Annotated in this window: 17 protein-coding genes; 7 read left to right on the forward strand and 10 right to left on the reverse strand. The window is 68.5% G+C overall.

Annotated features, from left to right (window positions below; all coding sequences use genetic code 11):
- Positions 1-31: 31 nt before the first annotated feature.
- The 4 genes from NVU01S_RS32545 to NVU01S_RS32560 form a co-directional block, all read right to left on the reverse strand.
- A complete protein-coding gene (locus NVU01S_RS32545) occupies positions 32-1165 on the reverse strand; it encodes a serine hydrolase domain-containing protein (protein ID WP_052280461.1) in 1134 nt (377 codons plus the stop codon).
- A 93-nt stretch (positions 1166-1258) separates the two neighbouring features.
- Positions 1259-2509, reverse strand: coding sequence for a saccharopine dehydrogenase family protein (locus NVU01S_RS32550; RefSeq protein ID WP_043668462.1), 1251 nt, complete (start codon positions 2507-2509; stop codon positions 1259-1261).
- A gap of 19 nt (positions 2510-2528) precedes the next feature.
- Positions 2529-3968: an ABC1 kinase family protein gene (locus NVU01S_RS32555; RefSeq protein ID WP_043668591.1), complete on the reverse strand. Its 1440-nt coding sequence runs from the start codon at positions 3966-3968 to the stop codon at positions 2529-2531.
- Positions 3969-4165: 197 nt separating this feature from the next.
- The gene (locus NVU01S_RS32560) at positions 4166-4846 is read right to left on the reverse strand and encodes a TetR/AcrR family transcriptional regulator (protein ID WP_014988606.1); all 681 of its coding nucleotides are present in this window, start codon (positions 4844-4846) and stop codon (positions 4166-4168) included.
- A gap of 203 nt (positions 4847-5049) precedes the next feature.
- On the opposite strand from NVU01S_RS32560, the gene NVU01S_RS32565 reads away from it, so the two are divergent.
- The 5 genes from NVU01S_RS32565 (at position 5050) to NVU01S_RS32585 (ending at position 9254) form a co-directional block, all read left to right on the forward strand.
- Complete coding sequence (locus NVU01S_RS32565; RefSeq protein ID WP_156161523.1) at positions 5050-6387, forward strand: DUF445 domain-containing protein; 1338 nt, start codon at positions 5050-5052, stop codon at positions 6385-6387.
- Between the two features lie 104 nt (positions 6388-6491).
- Positions 6492-6995 carry a helix-turn-helix domain-containing protein gene (locus tag NVU01S_RS32570; protein WP_014988604.1) on the forward strand — a complete coding sequence of 168 codons (504 nt, stop codon included), beginning with the start codon at positions 6492-6494 and terminating at the stop codon, positions 6993-6995.
- Complete coding sequence (locus NVU01S_RS32575) at positions 6992-7660, forward strand: heparin-binding hemagglutinin (RefSeq protein WP_043668468.1); 669 nt, start codon at positions 6992-6994, stop codon at positions 7658-7660. Before NVU01S_RS32570 ends, NVU01S_RS32575 begins: the two co-directional genes overlap by 4 nt.
- Before the next feature lie 129 nt (positions 7661-7789).
- Positions 7790-8080: a DUF2516 family protein gene (locus tag NVU01S_RS32580; RefSeq protein WP_029899737.1), complete on the forward strand. Its 291-nt coding sequence runs from the start codon at positions 7790-7792 to the stop codon at positions 8078-8080.
- A gap of 136 nt (positions 8081-8216) precedes the next feature.
- On the forward strand, positions 8217-9254 hold the full coding sequence (locus tag NVU01S_RS32585) for an alpha/beta fold hydrolase (RefSeq protein ID WP_043668470.1): 1038 nt from the start codon (positions 8217-8219) through the stop codon (positions 9252-9254).
- Positions 9255-9267: 13 nt separating this feature from the next.
- Here the strand turns inward: NVU01S_RS32585 and purU are convergent, their stop codons facing one another.
- On the reverse strand, positions 9268-10158 hold the full coding sequence (purU, locus tag NVU01S_RS32590; RefSeq protein WP_043668473.1) for a formyltetrahydrofolate deformylase: 891 nt from the start codon (positions 10156-10158) through the stop codon (positions 9268-9270).
- A 193-nt stretch (positions 10159-10351) separates the two neighbouring features.
- A complete protein-coding gene (locus NVU01S_RS32595) occupies positions 10352-10891 on the reverse strand; it encodes a GNAT family N-acetyltransferase (RefSeq protein ID WP_043668476.1) in 540 nt (179 codons plus the stop codon).
- Between the two features lie 157 nt (positions 10892-11048).
- Here NVU01S_RS32595 and deoC point away from each other — a divergent pair, with 157 nt between their 5' ends.
- Positions 11049-11717, forward strand: a complete 669-nt coding sequence (deoC, locus tag NVU01S_RS32600) for a deoxyribose-phosphate aldolase (protein ID WP_029899741.1) — start codon at positions 11049-11051, stop codon at positions 11715-11717.
- Between the two features lie 81 nt (positions 11718-11798).
- On the opposite strand, the gene NVU01S_RS32605 is transcribed toward deoC, so the two are convergent.
- Entirely contained in the window at positions 11799-12530 is a 732-nt protein-coding gene (locus tag NVU01S_RS32605; protein WP_043668478.1) for an LmeA family phospholipid-binding protein, read from the reverse strand.
- A gap of 99 nt (positions 12531-12629) precedes the next feature.
- Here NVU01S_RS32605 and NVU01S_RS32610 point away from each other — a divergent pair, with 99 nt between their 5' ends.
- The gene (locus NVU01S_RS32610) at positions 12630-13238 is read left to right on the forward strand and encodes a hypothetical protein (RefSeq protein ID WP_043668480.1); all 609 of its coding nucleotides are present in this window, start codon (positions 12630-12632) and stop codon (positions 13236-13238) included.
- A gap of 24 nt (positions 13239-13262) precedes the next feature.
- Here NVU01S_RS32610 and NVU01S_RS32615 read toward each other — a convergent pair whose 3' ends face one another.
- The 3 genes from NVU01S_RS32615 to NVU01S_RS32625 all read right to left on the reverse strand — a co-directional run bounded on the left by NVU01S_RS32615 (position 13263) and on the right by NVU01S_RS32625 (position 15427).
- A complete protein-coding gene (locus NVU01S_RS32615; protein WP_244467203.1) occupies positions 13263-14072 on the reverse strand; it encodes a class I SAM-dependent methyltransferase in 810 nt (269 codons plus the stop codon).
- Positions 14042-14563, reverse strand: a complete 522-nt coding sequence (locus NVU01S_RS32620) for a DUF2505 domain-containing protein (RefSeq protein WP_043668483.1) — start codon at positions 14561-14563, stop codon at positions 14042-14044. The genes NVU01S_RS32615 and NVU01S_RS32620 overlap by 31 nt, the downstream gene beginning before the upstream one ends.
- 378 nt (positions 14564-14941) lie before the next feature.
- Positions 14942-15427 (reverse strand): DUF2505 domain-containing protein, encoded by a 486-nt coding sequence (locus NVU01S_RS32625; RefSeq protein ID WP_043668486.1) that lies wholly within the window; start codon positions 15425-15427, stop codon positions 14942-14944.
- Positions 15428-15443 lie beyond the last annotated feature (16 nt).

Below are 15443 nucleotides of genomic sequence, written 5' to 3' on the forward strand. Positions count from 1 at the left end.
AGCCGAGCCGAGTGCGGGAGATCGTCCGGGTTCAGTGCGCGCAGAGGGCCGCGTCGAGCACGCTGTTCATGGCCGCCTGATACATCACGGTGGTGAGCGGATCGGGCAGCAGGTTCATGCTGAGCGTGACGGCGCGGGTCGGCGTGGCGGCATTGACGACCAGGAAACCGTTCATCGCGCCGCCGTGGCTCCAGATCTCGATCCCGCAGGCGTTGATCCGGCGGAACAGTCCGAGGCCGAAATCGGCGTCGCGGAGCGGGTCGCCCGAGGGTACGGTGCGCTGCATCTCGGCCAGCTGGGCGGGCGGCAACAGCTCACCGGACAGCAGGGCCATGAAGAACCGGCCGAGGTCGGCGCCGGTGGCGACCATCGCGCCGTCGGCCAGCCCCCAGCCCGGATCGATATCGGTGATGTCCACCAGCGCGCCGTCGAAGGCGTGGTATCCGCGCGGATGCGGCGCGCGAATCACGTGCTCCAGCGGGAACAGTGGCCAGTAGGTGTCACGCAAACCGAGCGGGATGATGATCCGCCGGGTGACCTCGACCCCGACCGGCACCCCCGTGACGCGTTCGATCAACTCGCCCGCCAGCAGGAAATCCGTATTGGAGTAGCCGGAACTGGTGCGCGGTGCGAAGACCGCGGGCTGATCGAGACCCAGCCGGATCAGCTCCGCGGCCGGTCGCGGACGCTGCAATCGGTCGACCGAGGCCAGATCCAGGTAGGCCAGGTAGTCGGGGATTCCGCTGGTGTGCTGCAACAGATCTCGCACGGTGATCTGGTGCCCGTCGCCGCCGGGACCGTGGACCACGCCCGGCAGGTACTGCTCGATCGGCGCGTCCAGCTCGACCCGGTGCTCCGCGGCGAGCTGCAACACCACCGTCGCCACGAAGGTCTTGGTATTGCTGGCGATCCGCACCTGCGCGTTGTCCGGGAACGGCGCGCCGGTGGCGAGATCGCCTACACCGCTGTCGATCTGTGCGTTCGCGCCGGCACCGCGCACCACCAGTTGCGCGCCGGGCACACCGATGGACCGGATCAGCAGATCGAGGTCGGTCTGCAAGCCCACCGGGGCGGGGCCGGGTTCCGCAACCGCGACCCCCGCCCCGGCGAACGCCGAAATCGTCACCGCCGCAACCACGGCGGCCGTCAGCCAGGAATACCGCACCAGATCTCCACTTCGTCGCCCGTGATCCCTTACCGGTATCTCGTCCGACGGGGCAACCGTTTACGCCCCAGGAGATTTGGTGCGGCCTGCGGCTCAGGCGGTTTCGACCTCGATGGTCATGCCCGCGCCGCGCAGGCGCTCGGTGAGCGCGTCGCCCATGGCCGCGCCCGGGGTGAGGATGCCCGCGAGCTCCGGCTGGTTTGCGGTGTCGAAGGCCAGGCACAGCCCGCTCTCGCCGAGCAGCACCGCGGTCGCCTTGTAGCCGGGATCACCCTGGCCGGCGAAGGTCGCGACGTACTTCGCGCCGGAGGAGGTGCGGGTGAACGTCTTCATGGTGAACCAGCCGCTGTCCCTGGCCTTTTCGCTGGGGCCGGTGCCCGGCTTGGGCAGCACCCGGTCGAGCAGCTTGCGGCCCACCGACACCCGCGACAGCACCGCGCCCGCGGCCATACCCGCGACGATGCCGCCCGCCATGCCTGCCGCGACCAGCGGTGCCGCGGGCGACTTGCCCGCGCTCATCACCTCGCGGTAGCGGAAGTTCTTGCCGTATACCCAGCCGAGCAGGCCGTTGGTGCGCCGGACGATCTTGGTGTTGTGCGACGCCATGACGAAGGTGCTCACCCAGCCGTCCAGGCTCGGGTCGATGGCGCTGGCGCGCGAGAGCGCCTGGTCGCTCTGGCGGCCGACATCGGGATCCATCGACTTGTCGGGGCTGAGCGAATACGGGTGGCTCAGCACGGCCCCCTTCTTCGGGTCGGCGGCGACCGCCTCCATCATCGCCCGGCCGGAATCGATGGTGCCGCCGCTGACCCCGCCCTTGAGCCAGGCGACCAGCGTCGTCTCTTCCAGCTCGCCGGTGTTGTCCGCGACCGAGCGCCGGTACAGCTGGTAGACGCTCAGGTCCGACGGAATCGAGTCGTAGCCACAGGAATTCACGATCTTCGCGCCGGTCTGCGCGGCCTGCTCGTGGTACTGGTCGATCGCGTCGCGAATGAACAGCGGCTCGCCGGTGAGGTCGGCGTAGTGCGTGCCCGCCTTCGCGCAGGCGGCGACCAGCGGCAGGCCGTAGCGCAGGTACGGGCCGACCGTGGTGACGACGACCTTGGTCTGCGCGGCGAGTGTGTCGAGCGCGGCCTGATCGCCGGAATCGGCCACCACCAGACCCCAGCCCGCGGCGGGCGGGCCGAGTTCGTCGCGCACCTTGGTCAGCTTGTCCAGCGAGCGACCGGCGAGCGCGATCCGCGCGGATTCCGGTGCGGCGGTGAGCAGGTACTGCGCGGTGAGCTTGCCGACGAAGCCGGTCGCGCCGAACAGGACCAGGTCGAATTCTCGAGTGTCTGCCATTGTCTTCCGTTCTGCGGGTTCAGGCCTGGGGACGGGCGGCCTTGGTGGGCTTGGTGGCCTTGGTGCGCGACTTCTTCGGCGCGACCGGCGGATGATCGGCCAGCCAGACATGGTGTGCCTGACCGAGTTCGGTGACCGGCGGCTCGTTGTAGAGCCATTCCCGGGAAATGCGATGCCAATTCGCGGTGCAGCCGAGCTGGCCGAGCATGCCGAAGGTGAGGAAATCGGCCCGGCGGGAGAACAGGTGCTCCGGCGGCAGGTTCTGCTGCTTCATCCCGGCGAACTCGCTGGCCCGCGGGTCGACCGCGAGCAGGAAAGCGCCGCTGGCCAATTCGGGGGTGATCGTCAGATCCTCGTCGATCAAACACCATTCGGAGGCGGCCAGCACGTATTCCAGGCACTCCTCGGCGCCGATCTCGTCCGGCGAATCGATCACGCCGCGCTCGATCATCAACTGGCGCAGGTCTTCCGCGCGATCCTCGGCGGCCGCGCGCAGGCAGGTCAGCTCGAACTGCACGTGGTCGGCGTCCATCCGATTGAACAAGCCGAAGTCGAGGAAGCCCACCCGGCCGTCCGCGGCGAGCAGCACATTGCCCGGGTGCGGGTCGCCGCAGAACTCGTTGAAGGTGAACAGCGAACCGACGTAGAAGCGGTAGATGATCTCGCCGATCCGGTCGCGTTCGGCATCGGGCAGCTGGCGGATCTCCTCGAAGCCCTTGCCTGCCACGTATTCGCTGACGAGCACGCGGGTGGTGCTGAGCTCCGGCATCGAGCGGGGCACCACGATGAACGGGTGCCCGGCGTAGAGCTCGGCGATCTGCAACTGGGTGTTCGCCTCGGCCTGGTAGTCGAGCTCGCTTTCCATGTTGAGCCGCAGCTCGTCGAGCACGGCCGGGGTCACCCACGGCATCGCCGATTGCAGCACCCGGCGGAACATGGCCAGGTTCTTCAGGTCCGCGCGCACCGCGGCGTCGATCCCGGGGTACTGCACCTTCACCGCGACCTGGCGACCGTCGCGCAACCGGGCGCGATAGACCTGGCCGATCGAGGCGGCGGCGATCGGCTCGGCCTCGAACTCGGCGAAGATCGCGTCCAGCGGCTGACCGAAATCGTCCTCGATCACCTGGCGCATCGATTCGAAGGACACCGAGGGCGCCGCGTTGCGCAGCACGGCCAATCGCTTCTGGAAGCGCTCGCGATGGTCCTCCGGCACCAGATCGAGATCGAGCACCGACATCATCTGCCCGAGCTTCATCGCGACGCCCTTCATGGTGCCGAGCACCATGACCACCTGCTCGGTGGTGCGAATCATCGACTCCTCGGCCATCTTCGCGCGCACGGCCTCGGATCTGCCACGCATCGACAGCCGCGCGCGTTGCGTGCGGATCACCGAGCTGGCTGCGACGGCACCGAGCTTGGTGCCACGAGCAAGCCGCGAGGTCGGTACTTGCTTCGCCATCGAGGTACCTCCATTGGTGCCGGCGCGCGGGGCGGTGACGCAGCGCACTCGGCGCACCGCTCGGGTTCAGAGTAGCCAACCGCACGGCATTGTCGAGCCCTGTGTCACACTTTTGCTAGCACCCCAGCTAGCGCCGTGCCCAGGAACTTCCGCGCTCGTTCGGGCATGCCGCTAGCACCCGGAAGTCGGACGTGCGATCAGTTTTCCGAGTCGGCGCCCGGCGTGGGCAGCACATGCGGCTGCGCGTTGAAGATCTCCCGCGAACCGTTGGCGCGCGCCATCCCGTCGATGGCGCTCCAGGTCATCATGGTGAGGTAGTCGATCACTTCCTCGCGCGACATCGACTTGTTCGTGGTCCACCAGTGCGTGGCCAGCTGGATGCCGCCGACCAGCACGTAGGACCACAGCATCGCGCCGTCGGTCTGGATGCCCTTGGCCGACGCGCGGTCGAAGATGACCGCGGCGACCACCTCGGCGAACAGCTTCTCGAACTCGGCGAGCGAGGACGGATCCGAGCCGTTGCCCATGATGAAGCGGTAGACCTCGGGGTCCTCGTCGACCGTGCCGACGTACTCCGCCAGCGCCGAGCGCACCAGCTGGTACTCGTCCGCGTCGAGGCTGATCGCGCCGTACACCCGCGGCATCAGCGTGGTCTCGATGAACCGCTGCATGGTCGCGTGGACCAGGTCGTTCTTATCGGAGAAGTAGCGGTAGAGCACGGTTTTGGAGACGCCGATCTCGGCGGCGATCTCGTCCATCCCCGCATTGCTGCCACGGGCTCGCACAGCGGCCAGGGTGCCGTCGACGAGTTCCTCGCGGCGGTCGATCTTGTGCTGGCGCCATCGGCGTTTGCGGCCGTCCGTTCGGCCGGTGCGCACCGCCGCCGGTCGGTCGGCGATCTCGCCGACGTCGACAAGGTCATCGGTGGACAGCGTGGGCTCCCTTGTTAGTCGGATTCTCCGTGCGCCTCAAGCTTAGGTCCCGGCAGGCAGTGATATGCGCGTTTGGGTCCCAGTGCGACGGGTTGCACAACTTCGGTGCGTGCGGCGCTGTGTCGGGTATGCACAGCAGAATGGAGGACATGGAGAAAGCTCCCGGCAACATCGCGGTGGTGCAGACGGCCCCGGCGCCGCCCGCGGCCGCGCCGCTCGGCTTCGCCGCCGTCCTCGACGAGGCGGGGAAACGGCGGGATCTGTGGCGGATGAAAGCGCTCGCCACCGGACTGCTCGCGACGGCGACGGTGATCTATCTGTTCTGTCGCTGGCTCGAATCGCGCGGTTCGGGCGGGGACTGGGTCGGCTACCTGCGGGCCGCGTCGGAGGCGGGCATGGTCGGCGCCTTGGCCGACTGGTTCGCCGTCACCGCGCTGTTCCGGCATCCGCTCGGCCTGCCCATCCCGCACACCGCGATCATCCGGAAGAAGAAGGATCAGCTCGGCGAGAGCCTCGGGGCGTTCGTCGGCACCAACTTCCTCTCCCCGGAAGTGGTGTCGGCGAAGGTCAATTCGGCGCAGATCTCCTGGCGGGTGGGGCGCTGGATGGCCGATCCCGGGCACGCCGCCCGGGTCGCGCAGGAGAGTTCCACCCTGCTGCGCGCGGTGGTCGGCGTGCTGCGCGACGAGGACGTGGAACAGATCATCGACCAGACCATCGTGAAGCGGATCGCCGAACCGCTCTGGGGTCCGCCGATCGGCCGGGTGCTGGCCGAACTGCTGGCCGACAACCGGCAGCTCGCGCTGCTCGATCTGCTCGCCGAGCGCGCGCACCAGTGGGCGCTCGGCTCACAGGAGACGATCGACCGGATCGTGCTGCGCGACGCCCCGCAGTGGGCGCCGAAGTTCGTCAATATCTTGCTGTCCGAGCGGATCTACCGGGAACTGGTCGAGTTCACCTGGAAGGTGCGCTCCAATCCGGAGCACGAGGTGCGGCTGGCGGCGAATCGTTTTCTCGAGGAATTCGCCGACGATCTCCAGCACGACGACGCCATGATCAAAAAGGCGGAGCGGATCAAGGCGCAGATCATGGGCCGCGAGGAAATCACCGGAATGGCCGAGGCGACCTGGCGCGCGGCCAAGCGATTGATCTTGGAATCGGCCGACGATCCGAACAGCACACTGCGGCGTAAGGTCGGCGAGAATGTGCGGCAACTCGGCGAGCGGTTGCGCGACGACGCCGACATGCGTGCCAAAGTGGACGGGTGGATCGACCGCGGGGCAAGGTATCTCGTGGAGAACTACGCCGGGGAGATCTCGACGCTGGTCACCGATACGGTTGCCAGGTGGGATGCCGATGAGGCGAGTAAGAAGATCGAATTGCAGGTCGGGCGTGACCTGCAATTCATTCGGATCAACGGAACGGTCGTGGGTTCGCTTGCGGGCCTGGCGATCTACACGATCTCGCAGCTGATGTTCGGCGGCTGAGCGACAGCGCGCCGAATGTTTGCCGAGAGGGTGCTAACAGACTGCTTGCAATAGTTAGCACCCTGCCCTAGAATTGAACTCGTACAACCGCCAGAAGGTGAGTGATGGCAGACCAGCCCGAGGTTTCCGCCGAGTACCCCGAAGGTGCGGCCGAGCAATCGGCCGGCGTCGGAGAAAAAGCGGCGCGCGTCGTCCATGCGGCGCATGACATCGGAGGCTTCATCAGGGCACAGCGAGAGGCCGCGCAAGTCTCGCTGCGCCAGCTCGCCACCCTTGCGGGAGTGAGCAATCCGTACCTCAGCCAGATCGAGCGCGGATTGCGCAATCCGTCCGCCGAGGTACTCGCGCAGATCGCCAAGGCCCTGCGGGTGTCTTCGGAGGTGTTGTACGTCCGGGCCGGCTATCTCGAACAACGGGCACACAGCCCGGTTCGCGATGCCCTGCTTGCCGATACGTCGATCAGCGAACGGCAGAAGCAGGTGCTGCTCGAGATCTATGAATCGTTTCGCCGGGAAAACGGAGGGAACGAGCCAGGGGGGGAAGGGGACAGCGCCGTTCCACGCACGAATACCGAAACTCCGCCACGCCAGGAGCACGAAACACCATGACAGACAAGACCAATCCCACTGTGACCAAGCCGCTGCTCGCCACCGTCGGCGCGGGCGACGCGCTCTACACCGCCGTCACCGATGTCGTCACCCAGGTGCGTGAGCGCGCCGCGGCCACCGACGTCTCGGCCCGGGTCGAGGAGGCGCGCGAGCGCTTCGCCAACGTGCCCGCCGACGTGCAGGCCCAGTTCGAGACCCTGCGCGAGCGCCTGGCCGGACTGCCCTCGGAGCTGCCGGAGGACCTCGCCGAACTGCGCGAGAAGTTCACCCCGGAGGAGCTGCGCGCGCTGGCCGACAAGTACTACCACCAGGTGCTCGACCTCTACGCCGATCTCGCCGTGCGCGGTGAGGAGACGGTCGAGCGGCTGCGCACGAACCACCTGGTCGAGGAGCAGATCGAGCGCGTCAAGCCGCTCTACACCGACGCCGTGACCCGCGCGGAGGACGTGCTGGGCCGGGTCAACGGCCTGCTCGGCCGCCCGGCCAAGGTCGAGGACGAGGTCGTCGCGCCGGTCGTCGACGCCGAGGTCGTCACGGTCACCACCGAGACCACCCCGGCCGCCGCCGAGGAGCCCGTCGCGCCGGTCGCCAAGGCGCCCGCCGCCAAGAAGGCCCCGGCCAAGAAGGCCGCGCCCGCCAAGAAGGCGGCGCCGAAGAAGGCGTGACAACGCCCCGTCACCTGCCGCGCCGAAGGTCGATTCGGTAGGGCCGCAAGGTGATCGAAGATCGATAAGGCAACGCCCCCGCACACCCTGAGGTGCGGGGGCGTTGCTCGTATGATGGGAGAGGTGAATATGGTGCACGGATTGACCGGGATGATCCTGCTCGTGCTGTGGCTTGCGGCACTAGGCGCGACGATCTTTGCGCTGATTCATGCCGTACGGCAGCGGCCCGACGCGTTCACCGCGGTAGACAAGCTGACCAAGCCGATCTGGCTGGCCATTCTCGGCGTCGCGGTACTGCTGCTCCTGCTCTCGCCCGCGGGCCTGGGCCTGCTCTCGTTCGCCGCGATCATCGCGACCGGCGTCTACCTGGCCGATGTGCGGCCGAAGGTGGACGAGATCCAGCGCGGCCCGCGCTGGTGAACTCGCGCGGCAGCGCCGCGATTATCGCCGGTCGAGCAGTTCCGGCCGCGAATAATCGATAACTTTTGCGTGCTTGCACTAGCAAGCGGCACGAATCGGAGTTACTGTATCGAGCAGTAACACAAAGGAGTGTCCGATGCGTGCAATGCTGCCGTCTGCGTTGGCGAACTTCCCGGGACAGATTCGGGGGGCGCTCGACGCACACCGTGCGAGCCTGCGTTCGCGTACCTACGCGACCGCGGCGTTCAACCCGCCGACCGTCCCGCACGAGCAGATCCCCGTCGTCACCCGCGACGGCGCCCGCCTGCGGGTGCTCGCCTACGGCGCCGCCGATCGCCCGGTCGTCGTGCTGGTGCACGGGTGGACCTGCAGCATCGAATACTGGAACGCCCAGATCAACGCCTTCGCCGGCGAGTACCGGGTGATCGCCTTCGACCTGCGCAGCCACGGCGAGAGCGAACCGGGCTCCAGCCCGCTGACCATGGACCTGCTCGCCGACGACCTGGCCGACGTGCTCGACGCGGCCCTGCGGCCGGGCCAGCGGGCCGTGCTGGTCGGCCACAGCCTCGGCGGTATGACCCTGCAGGCGTGGGCCGGGCGCTACCCCGAGCGCGTCGCCAAGCAGGCCCTGGCGGTGCTGCTGAACAACAGCGCGCCCGACCGGCTGGTCCTCGAGACCACGGTGGTGCCGCTGCTGAACCGTCCCATGCGACTGCTGCAGCTGAAGGTGCCGCTGCCGTTCCTGCTCGGCAGCCTCGGCCTCGGCACGCCGATCGTCTTCCCGCCCATCGCGCCGGTGCGCTGGTTGTTCGCGCGTCAGGTGATGAGCACCGCGGCCAAGGGCGACGTGCTCGACTACGGCATGAACATCGTGCGCGGCTGCCGGGCCTCGGTGCGGGCCGAGTTCGGCAAACTGCTCGCGCACATGGACGTCGGGGAAGCCGCGCGCAACCTGGTGGTGCCGACCACCGTGATCGCGGGCGAATTCGACGACCTGACCCCGGTGGTGCATTCGGAGCGAATCGCCGAAATGGTCCGGGAGACCGGCACACTGGCGCGGTACGTGGTGCTGCCCACCGGCCATCTGGGCAACGTCGAGGCGCACGAGAAGTTCAACGACGAACTGCGCCACATCCTCGAATCCGCGCGCCAGCGCGTCGAACTCGCGGGCTGAGCGGCAATCCCCGTCAGCTGAAGACGACGGTGCGCTTGCCGTGCACCAGGACTCGGCCCTCCAGGTGCCAGCGCAGTCCACGGGCCAGCACGACGCGTTCGATATCGCGCCCCTGCCGGACCATGTCGCGCACGTCGTCGGCGTGATCGATGCGGCTGACGTCCTGCTCGATGATCGGGCCCGCGTCCAATTCCGCCGTGACGTAGTGGCAGGTGGCGCCGATCAGCTTCACCCCGCGCGCGAACGCCTGGTGATAGGGGCGGGCGCCGACGAAAGACGGCAGGAAGCTGTGGTGGATGTTGATCGCTCTGCCCGCCCAGTGCGCGCACAGCTGCGGCGGCAACACCTGCATGAACCGGGCCAGCACCACCGCGTCCGGATCGTGCGCGTCGACCAGCGCGCGGACTTCCGCGAACGCCGGTCCGCGTTCGGCCGGGTCCTTCGGGAACGGCACGTGATGGAACTTCACGCCGTGCGCTTCGGTCAGTCCGGCCAGATCGGGATGGTTGCCGATCACCGCCTCGATCGTCGCGGGCAACTCGCCGCTCACCGCGCGCCCGAGCAGATCGTGCAGGCAGTGCCCGTCCTTGCTGACCAGCAGCACGGCCCGGCGGCGGGCGCCCGAATCGAGCAACTGCCACTCGGTCTCCGGACCGAGCTCCGCCGCCACCCCGGCGAACCGGTCCCGCAACTCCGCGAGCCCGAACGGCACCGTCGCGGCCTTGATCGCCTGCCGGGTGAAGAACCAGCCGGTGTCGGTATCCGAGTGGTATCCCGCCTCCACGATCGACCCGCCGAACCCGGCGATGAACGAGGTGATCCCGGCGATGATGCCCGGGCGGTCCGGGCATCCGAGGGTCAGCACGAACCGGCGGTCATCGGAGGTGGCGAGGGTGGAACTCATCCGTCGATATTATTGGCCGCGTGGCCGCGGCGGTGTTCGCGGCCCTTTTTGTCTCGCGTCTCAGCTGTCGAGACTTGCGCCTGCGGCGCGTGCGCTTCGACAGCTGAGACGCGAGACGGCCGCGAACGGTCGCTCGTCGGGCTCGCTCCGTGGTGTGGCGTCAGATGGTGATCTCGCCCCGCCGAAGGTGCGCTCAGAGCTCGTAGAAGGGTTCCGGGTAGCGGAATTCGCCGGTGATCTGCGAGTCGTAGGCGCTGAGCGGGCGGACCTGGAAATGCGAGACCCAGGACGGGTCGTCGGGGGTGATGCCGAGCCGGGCGGCGGGGACGAAGCCGAAGCGCGGGTAGTAGTCCAGGTGGCCGAGCAGACAGACCAGTGGTTCGTCGAGCGCGTCGGCGGCGCCGAGGACGGCGTGCATCAGCGCCGCGCCCACCCCGCTGCCCTGGTGCTCGGCTAGCACGCCGATCGGGCCCAGCGCCAGCGCCGGGAACGGGCCGACCGCGGCCCGGGTCAGGCAGACGTGACCGACCACGGTGTCGTACTCCACCGCGACCATCGAGAGGGTGGGTATCCAGCCCGCATCGCTGCGCAGCCGGGCGACCAGGTCGACCTCGGGCGGTTCGGCGTCCGGCGGTGCCGCCGGGTCGCGGTCCGCGGCCTGCGGTCCGAACGCACTGCGATGGACGGCCGCAATCGCCGCGATGTCGTCGGCGCGTTCGCGACGGATCAGCACGGTGTTGTCTCCTCCCGAACCAAGTAGAGCCCCATCCGCACACGTTAACCAGTCGGCCGCCGCGTCACTACCGTCGATCCGGCACCAGTACGAGTGTGCGGGAAGTGTCGCCAGGCGCGCAACGGAATTCGCCACCGGTGTGCCAGACTCTCGGGCCATGGCTAGTTCCGCGTCACCGACCAGGGCCGAAGTGGCCGCCATGATCGATCACACGCTGCTGGCGCCGGGGGCGACCCCCGCCGACGTCGCCGCGCTGATCGACGAAGCCCGTGAACTGGGGGTGCTGGCGATCTGCGTGTCGCCGTCGATGCTGCCGGTGCGGGCGCCCGGGCTGGTGCTGGCCACCGTCGCCGGATTCCCTTCGGGCAAACACCATTCGCTGGTCAAGGGCGCGGAGGCGCGGCTGGCCGTGGATCAGGGCGCGGCCGAGGTGGACATGGTGATCGACGTCGGTGCCGCCCTGGCGGGCGAATACAACGCGGTGCTCGCCGATATCGTCACGGTGCGCGAGGCGATCGGCGACCGGGCGGTGCTGAAGGTGATCATCGAGGCGGCCGCGCTGCCGGACGCCGCGATCGTCGAGGTGTGCCGGGCCGCCGAACGTGCCGGCGCGGATTTCGTGAAGACCTCCACCGGCTTTCATCCCGCGGGCGGCGCCAGTGTACACGCCGTCGAGTTGATGGCGGCGACCGTGGGCGGGCGGCTCGGCGTCAAGGCCAGCGGCGGTATCCGCACCGCCGAGGCCGCGGCGGAACTGATCGCGGCGGGTGCGACGCGACTCGGACTGTCGAAATCGCGTGAAGTGCTGGCAGGCTTTTCGGCCTGAGCAGACCGCGGGCGGCCGAGCGCCAGGCGATTTCGGCCCGTAGCGGGTAGAAGTCGTTGGCGCTCGGCCGCTTTCGTCCGGTTATGCGCAGGTGGCGTTGCTGTCACCGGTCGCGGCCGGCAGCTCGGCGCGGGTACCGGCGAGCTTGACCGCGATGCCGTTGTCGGTGACCTTCACCTCGGTCGGCCGCATGTTGTACGGGTAGCTCTGCAGGCTCTGGGTGAACACCTCGACGATGCCCTGCACCAGGTCGGTCGGCAGGCCCATGCCGAGCAGCTGGGCCGACATCGTCTCCACCTCGATGACACCGTTCTTGATCACCGGCTGCACCTGCAGCTGGGCCAGCCCGCCGAGCACGTCCAGCGACAGCATGTCCGAACTCGGCGTCGACCGGACGCCGCTGACCAGGTTGCCCAGCGTCTGCCGGATGCCGTCGTTGCTCCAGGTGACCTCGGCCGACGAACTGCCGATGGCGCCGCCGCCGCGCCCGTTGTCCACGACCTCGACATCGTGGAATTCGGCGTGCACCACCATGCCGACCGCGGGACCGAACTTGGTGTCGTCACTGTCCACTGTCACAGTGGGCACCTTGCCGTCGATCCAGGTGATCAGCATCGGTTTGAAGCCGAAGCCGACATCGATCTTCGACCCCATCTCCTTCTCGAATTGTGTACTGATGCAGCGGGACACGGTGTGCCGGGCGTACGCTTCGCCGCCGACCAGCACCGTGGCCAGCAGGATCGCCACCACGGTCAGGGCGATCAGCAGGGTCCGCCGGTTGATCGTCGAGCTGGACGGAGACTTGGTATTCATGCGGCCGATTCTTCCGCACATTTCTGTGCCGTCTCTGAGGGGTCTTTGAGGGCTTCGATTGTGACATCTGACACAAGAATCGGGCGTAGCCTGATGCACATGGCTGGCGATGCGGTGGGCCGCGCTCTCGGATCCGCGGAACACGGCTGGCGTGTGCTGCGGCGATTGGCCGGTCGGCATGCCGGTTTCTTCACCACCCGGCAGGTGTTGCGCACCGGATGCGAGGCACAGGTCCGCGCCGGTCTCGGGGCGGGCACGGTGACCAGGGCCGGGGTCGGCATGCTGCGGCTGGCGGAATGGCCGACCGGCCCGCTGGACGAATACGCCATGTGGGCGGCCTGGTTCGACGGGGCCGCCGCGGTCTCCCACCACAGCGCCGCCGACCTGCACGGCATCGGCCGGCTGCGGCCGCGATTCCTGCACCTGTCGGTGGGGGCCGGCCGGCCGCCGGTGACGCCGCGGCTGGTGGTGCTGCGCCGCTCGCTGATCGGCGCGGAGATCGAGTCCGCGGGGCCCTTCCTGGTCACCACGCCGCTGCGCACGGTGCTCGACCTCGCCGAAAGTGATATCGGCCAGACCGCCCTGGACGAGGTGATCGGCGACGCCGTCGCCATCAGCCGCTGCACCGCTGACGAAATACGTTCGGCCAGTGCGCAGTTGACACCCCGCGCGGTGGAAAGGGTGCGCCGGGCGCTGTCCGGGGCGTAGCGGATCGCGGTGACCCGCTGCCGGTCAGGCGGTTCCGGGCTTCGGCGCGACCGTTTCCCACGGGACGGAGAGCACACAATCGCGCATCCGCCGCCGGTAGACCCGCACCGGAAAGCCTTCTCGGCGTAGCGATTCGGCGGCGGCGCGCCAGCGCACCCGTGGACCGTACGGTGCCAGGGGCGCGGCGTGCGCCCACGCGCGGTCGGCCGCGGTGAGCAGAGCGTGGATCGGCTCGCCCGGAATATTGCGGTGGATCAACGCTTTCGGCAGGCGTTCGGCGATATCGGACGGCTGCTCGACGGTGAACGGATCCCACGCCAAGGTGAGCGAGCGCGGCCCGGAACGGTCCAGCAACACCCAGGCGCAGCGGCGGCCCAGCTCGTCACAGGTGCCGTCGACGAGCAGGCCGTCCGGCGCCAGACCGGAGCGGATGGTCGCCCACGCCTCGGGCACCGCCGCCTCCGGATACTGCCGCAGCACATTGAACGCCCGCACCAGAACCGGTCGCAGCCCGGCCAATTCGAACCCGCCGCGGGCGAAGGTGACGCCGTCGCGCCCGGGCACCACCCGCTCCGGATCGATCTCCAGCCCGACCACCCGGACATCCGGGCGCACCGTCCGCAACCGTGTCGCCAGCTCCAGCGTGGTCCACGGGCTCGCCCCGTAGCCGAGATCGACCACCAGCGGATCAGGCGCCGCCAGCAGCCGGGTGGTGACCAGTTCGTCGTGCACCAGCCAGCGGTCGCTGCGGCGCAGCCGATTCACCCCGGTGGTGCCGCGGGTGATGGTGCCGAGCGGTTTGCTCAGCTGGTCGGGTGATTTTCGTCGAGCCACTGCACCGTGAATTCGGCCTCGGCGCGGAACAGATCCACCAGGTTCACCAGCATCAGCTGCTCCAGGCGCGGACCGACCATCGGAATGAACACCTTCGCCTCCGAGGAGAAGCGCATGGTGCAGCCGGTATCGGTGGGAAACAGCCGGATGGTGCCGCCCAGGCTACCCGGCCCCGCCGGGATGCTGGCCGAGAACTTGCCGGTGATCTCCTCGTCGCCGAACGGACCCCAGCTCTCCTTGCGGGTGATCACCATGTCCTTGCGCATCACGGCCTGCGCGATCTCCGGCAGCATCTCGCGCGGCAGAATGTGGTGCAGCACGATGTCGATCCCGCTGTCACCGGCCTCGAGCGAGGCGACCTCGTTACCCGGCGAATACTTCAGCATCTCCGCCATCCGCGCGTCCCAATAGTCGCGGTTCGACAGCGCCGCATACAGCTCTTTGGTCGTGTGCAGCGGGTAGCGAGCGGAGTAATCCAGTCGACGGGCCATGAGGGGACAGATTACTGGGTTGGATTTGCGGCGCCTGCGGCGCCGCGTGGTTCGCGGCCCCTTGGTCGCGTATCTCAGCTGTCGAGACTCGCGCCTTCGGCGCATGCGCTTCGACAGCTGAGATACGCGACGGCCGCGAACGGTCGCTCGTAAGGCTCGCTCCGTGGTGGTGCTGTCCGGCGGTGAGGGGGCGGTCGCTCGTAAGACTCGTTCCGTGGAGTGTTGTCTGGCGGTGAGGGGGCGGTCGCTCGGAAGGCTCGCTCCGTGGTGGGAGCGTTGGGGGGTCGAGGTTGCGCCGTCGATCCCACGCTCTTGTTCGGCCTCTTGTTCGGTGCGGACGGCCGCCAATGATCTTGCGGCCGTTGCGAACCGTGTCGATCAGTGCGACGCGAGCCAGGTGTTGGTGAACTCTTCTTCGTTCTTCAGGACCTCGGTGAGGTGTTCGGCGATCGCGTTCTCGATCTTGCCGCCGAACAGCGGGATCTTGACCTCGATGGTGCCGTTGGCGGCGGCGGTGGCGCCCGCGCCGTCATCGACGAGGGTGATGGTGCCGCGCACCTCGGCGGGCGCGCCCTCGACGGTGGCCTGGAAGGTGGCGTTGTCACCGGTCCAGGTCTCGACGCGGGGGATGATCAGGTCGCCGGGGCGCACCGCGGTGATCGCGGCGGGCAGCAGTTCGGCGGCGATGGCCTGCACCAGGTGGATGCGGATCTGGTCGCCGTCGACGGTCACCGAGTCGAGCCGGGCGTTCGGCCCGCCGACCTCGGCGACGCGGTCTTTCCAGTACTGGTCGTTCGCGAAGGCTGCGCGCACGGCGGCAGCGGGGTGCGAGTAGCGGGCCGTGTACGCCAGCGGTGTAGCCATGGTCGGACACGCTACC

It is taken from the genome of Nocardia vulneris (assembly GCF_001613425.1).
GTDB lineage: Bacteria > Actinomycetota > Actinomycetes > Mycobacteriales > Mycobacteriaceae > Nocardia > Nocardia vulneris.

Coding starts and splice junctions, on each gene's coding strand:
- NVU01S_RS32550 (WP_043668462.1), bottom strand. CDS start 2,509: ATGGCAGACACTCGAGAATTCGACCTGGTCCTGTTCGGCGCGACCGGC.
- NVU01S_RS32555 (WP_043668591.1), bottom strand. CDS start 3,968: ATGGCGAAGCAAGTACCGACCTCGCGGCTTGCTCGTGGCACCAAGCTC.
- NVU01S_RS32565 (WP_156161523.1), top strand. CDS start 5,050: ATGGAGAAAGCTCCCGGCAACATCGCGGTGGTGCAGACGGCCCCGGCG.
- NVU01S_RS32570 (WP_014988604.1), top strand. CDS start 6,492: ATGGCAGACCAGCCCGAGGTTTCCGCCGAGTACCCCGAAGGTGCGGCC.
- NVU01S_RS32575 (WP_043668468.1), top strand. CDS start 6,992: ATGACAGACAAGACCAATCCCACTGTGACCAAGCCGCTGCTCGCCACC.
- NVU01S_RS32580 (WP_029899737.1), top strand. CDS start 7,790: ATGGTGCACGGATTGACCGGGATGATCCTGCTCGTGCTGTGGCTTGCG.
- NVU01S_RS32585 (WP_043668470.1), top strand. CDS start 8,217: ATGCGTGCAATGCTGCCGTCTGCGTTGGCGAACTTCCCGGGACAGATT.
- purU (WP_043668473.1), bottom strand. CDS start 10,158: ATGAGTTCCACCCTCGCCACCTCCGATGACCGCCGGTTCGTGCTGACC.
- deoC (WP_029899741.1), top strand. CDS start 11,049: ATGGCTAGTTCCGCGTCACCGACCAGGGCCGAAGTGGCCGCCATGATC.
- NVU01S_RS32605 (WP_043668478.1), bottom strand. CDS start 12,530: ATGAATACCAAGTCTCCGTCCAGCTCGACGATCAACCGGCGGACCCTG.
- NVU01S_RS32610 (WP_043668480.1), top strand. CDS start 12,630: ATGGCTGGCGATGCGGTGGGCCGCGCTCTCGGATCCGCGGAACACGGC.
- NVU01S_RS32620 (WP_043668483.1), bottom strand. CDS start 14,563: ATGGCCCGTCGACTGGATTACTCCGCTCGCTACCCGCTGCACACGACC.
- NVU01S_RS32625 (WP_043668486.1), bottom strand. CDS start 15,427: ATGGCTACACCGCTGGCGTACACGGCCCGCTACTCGCACCCCGCTGCC.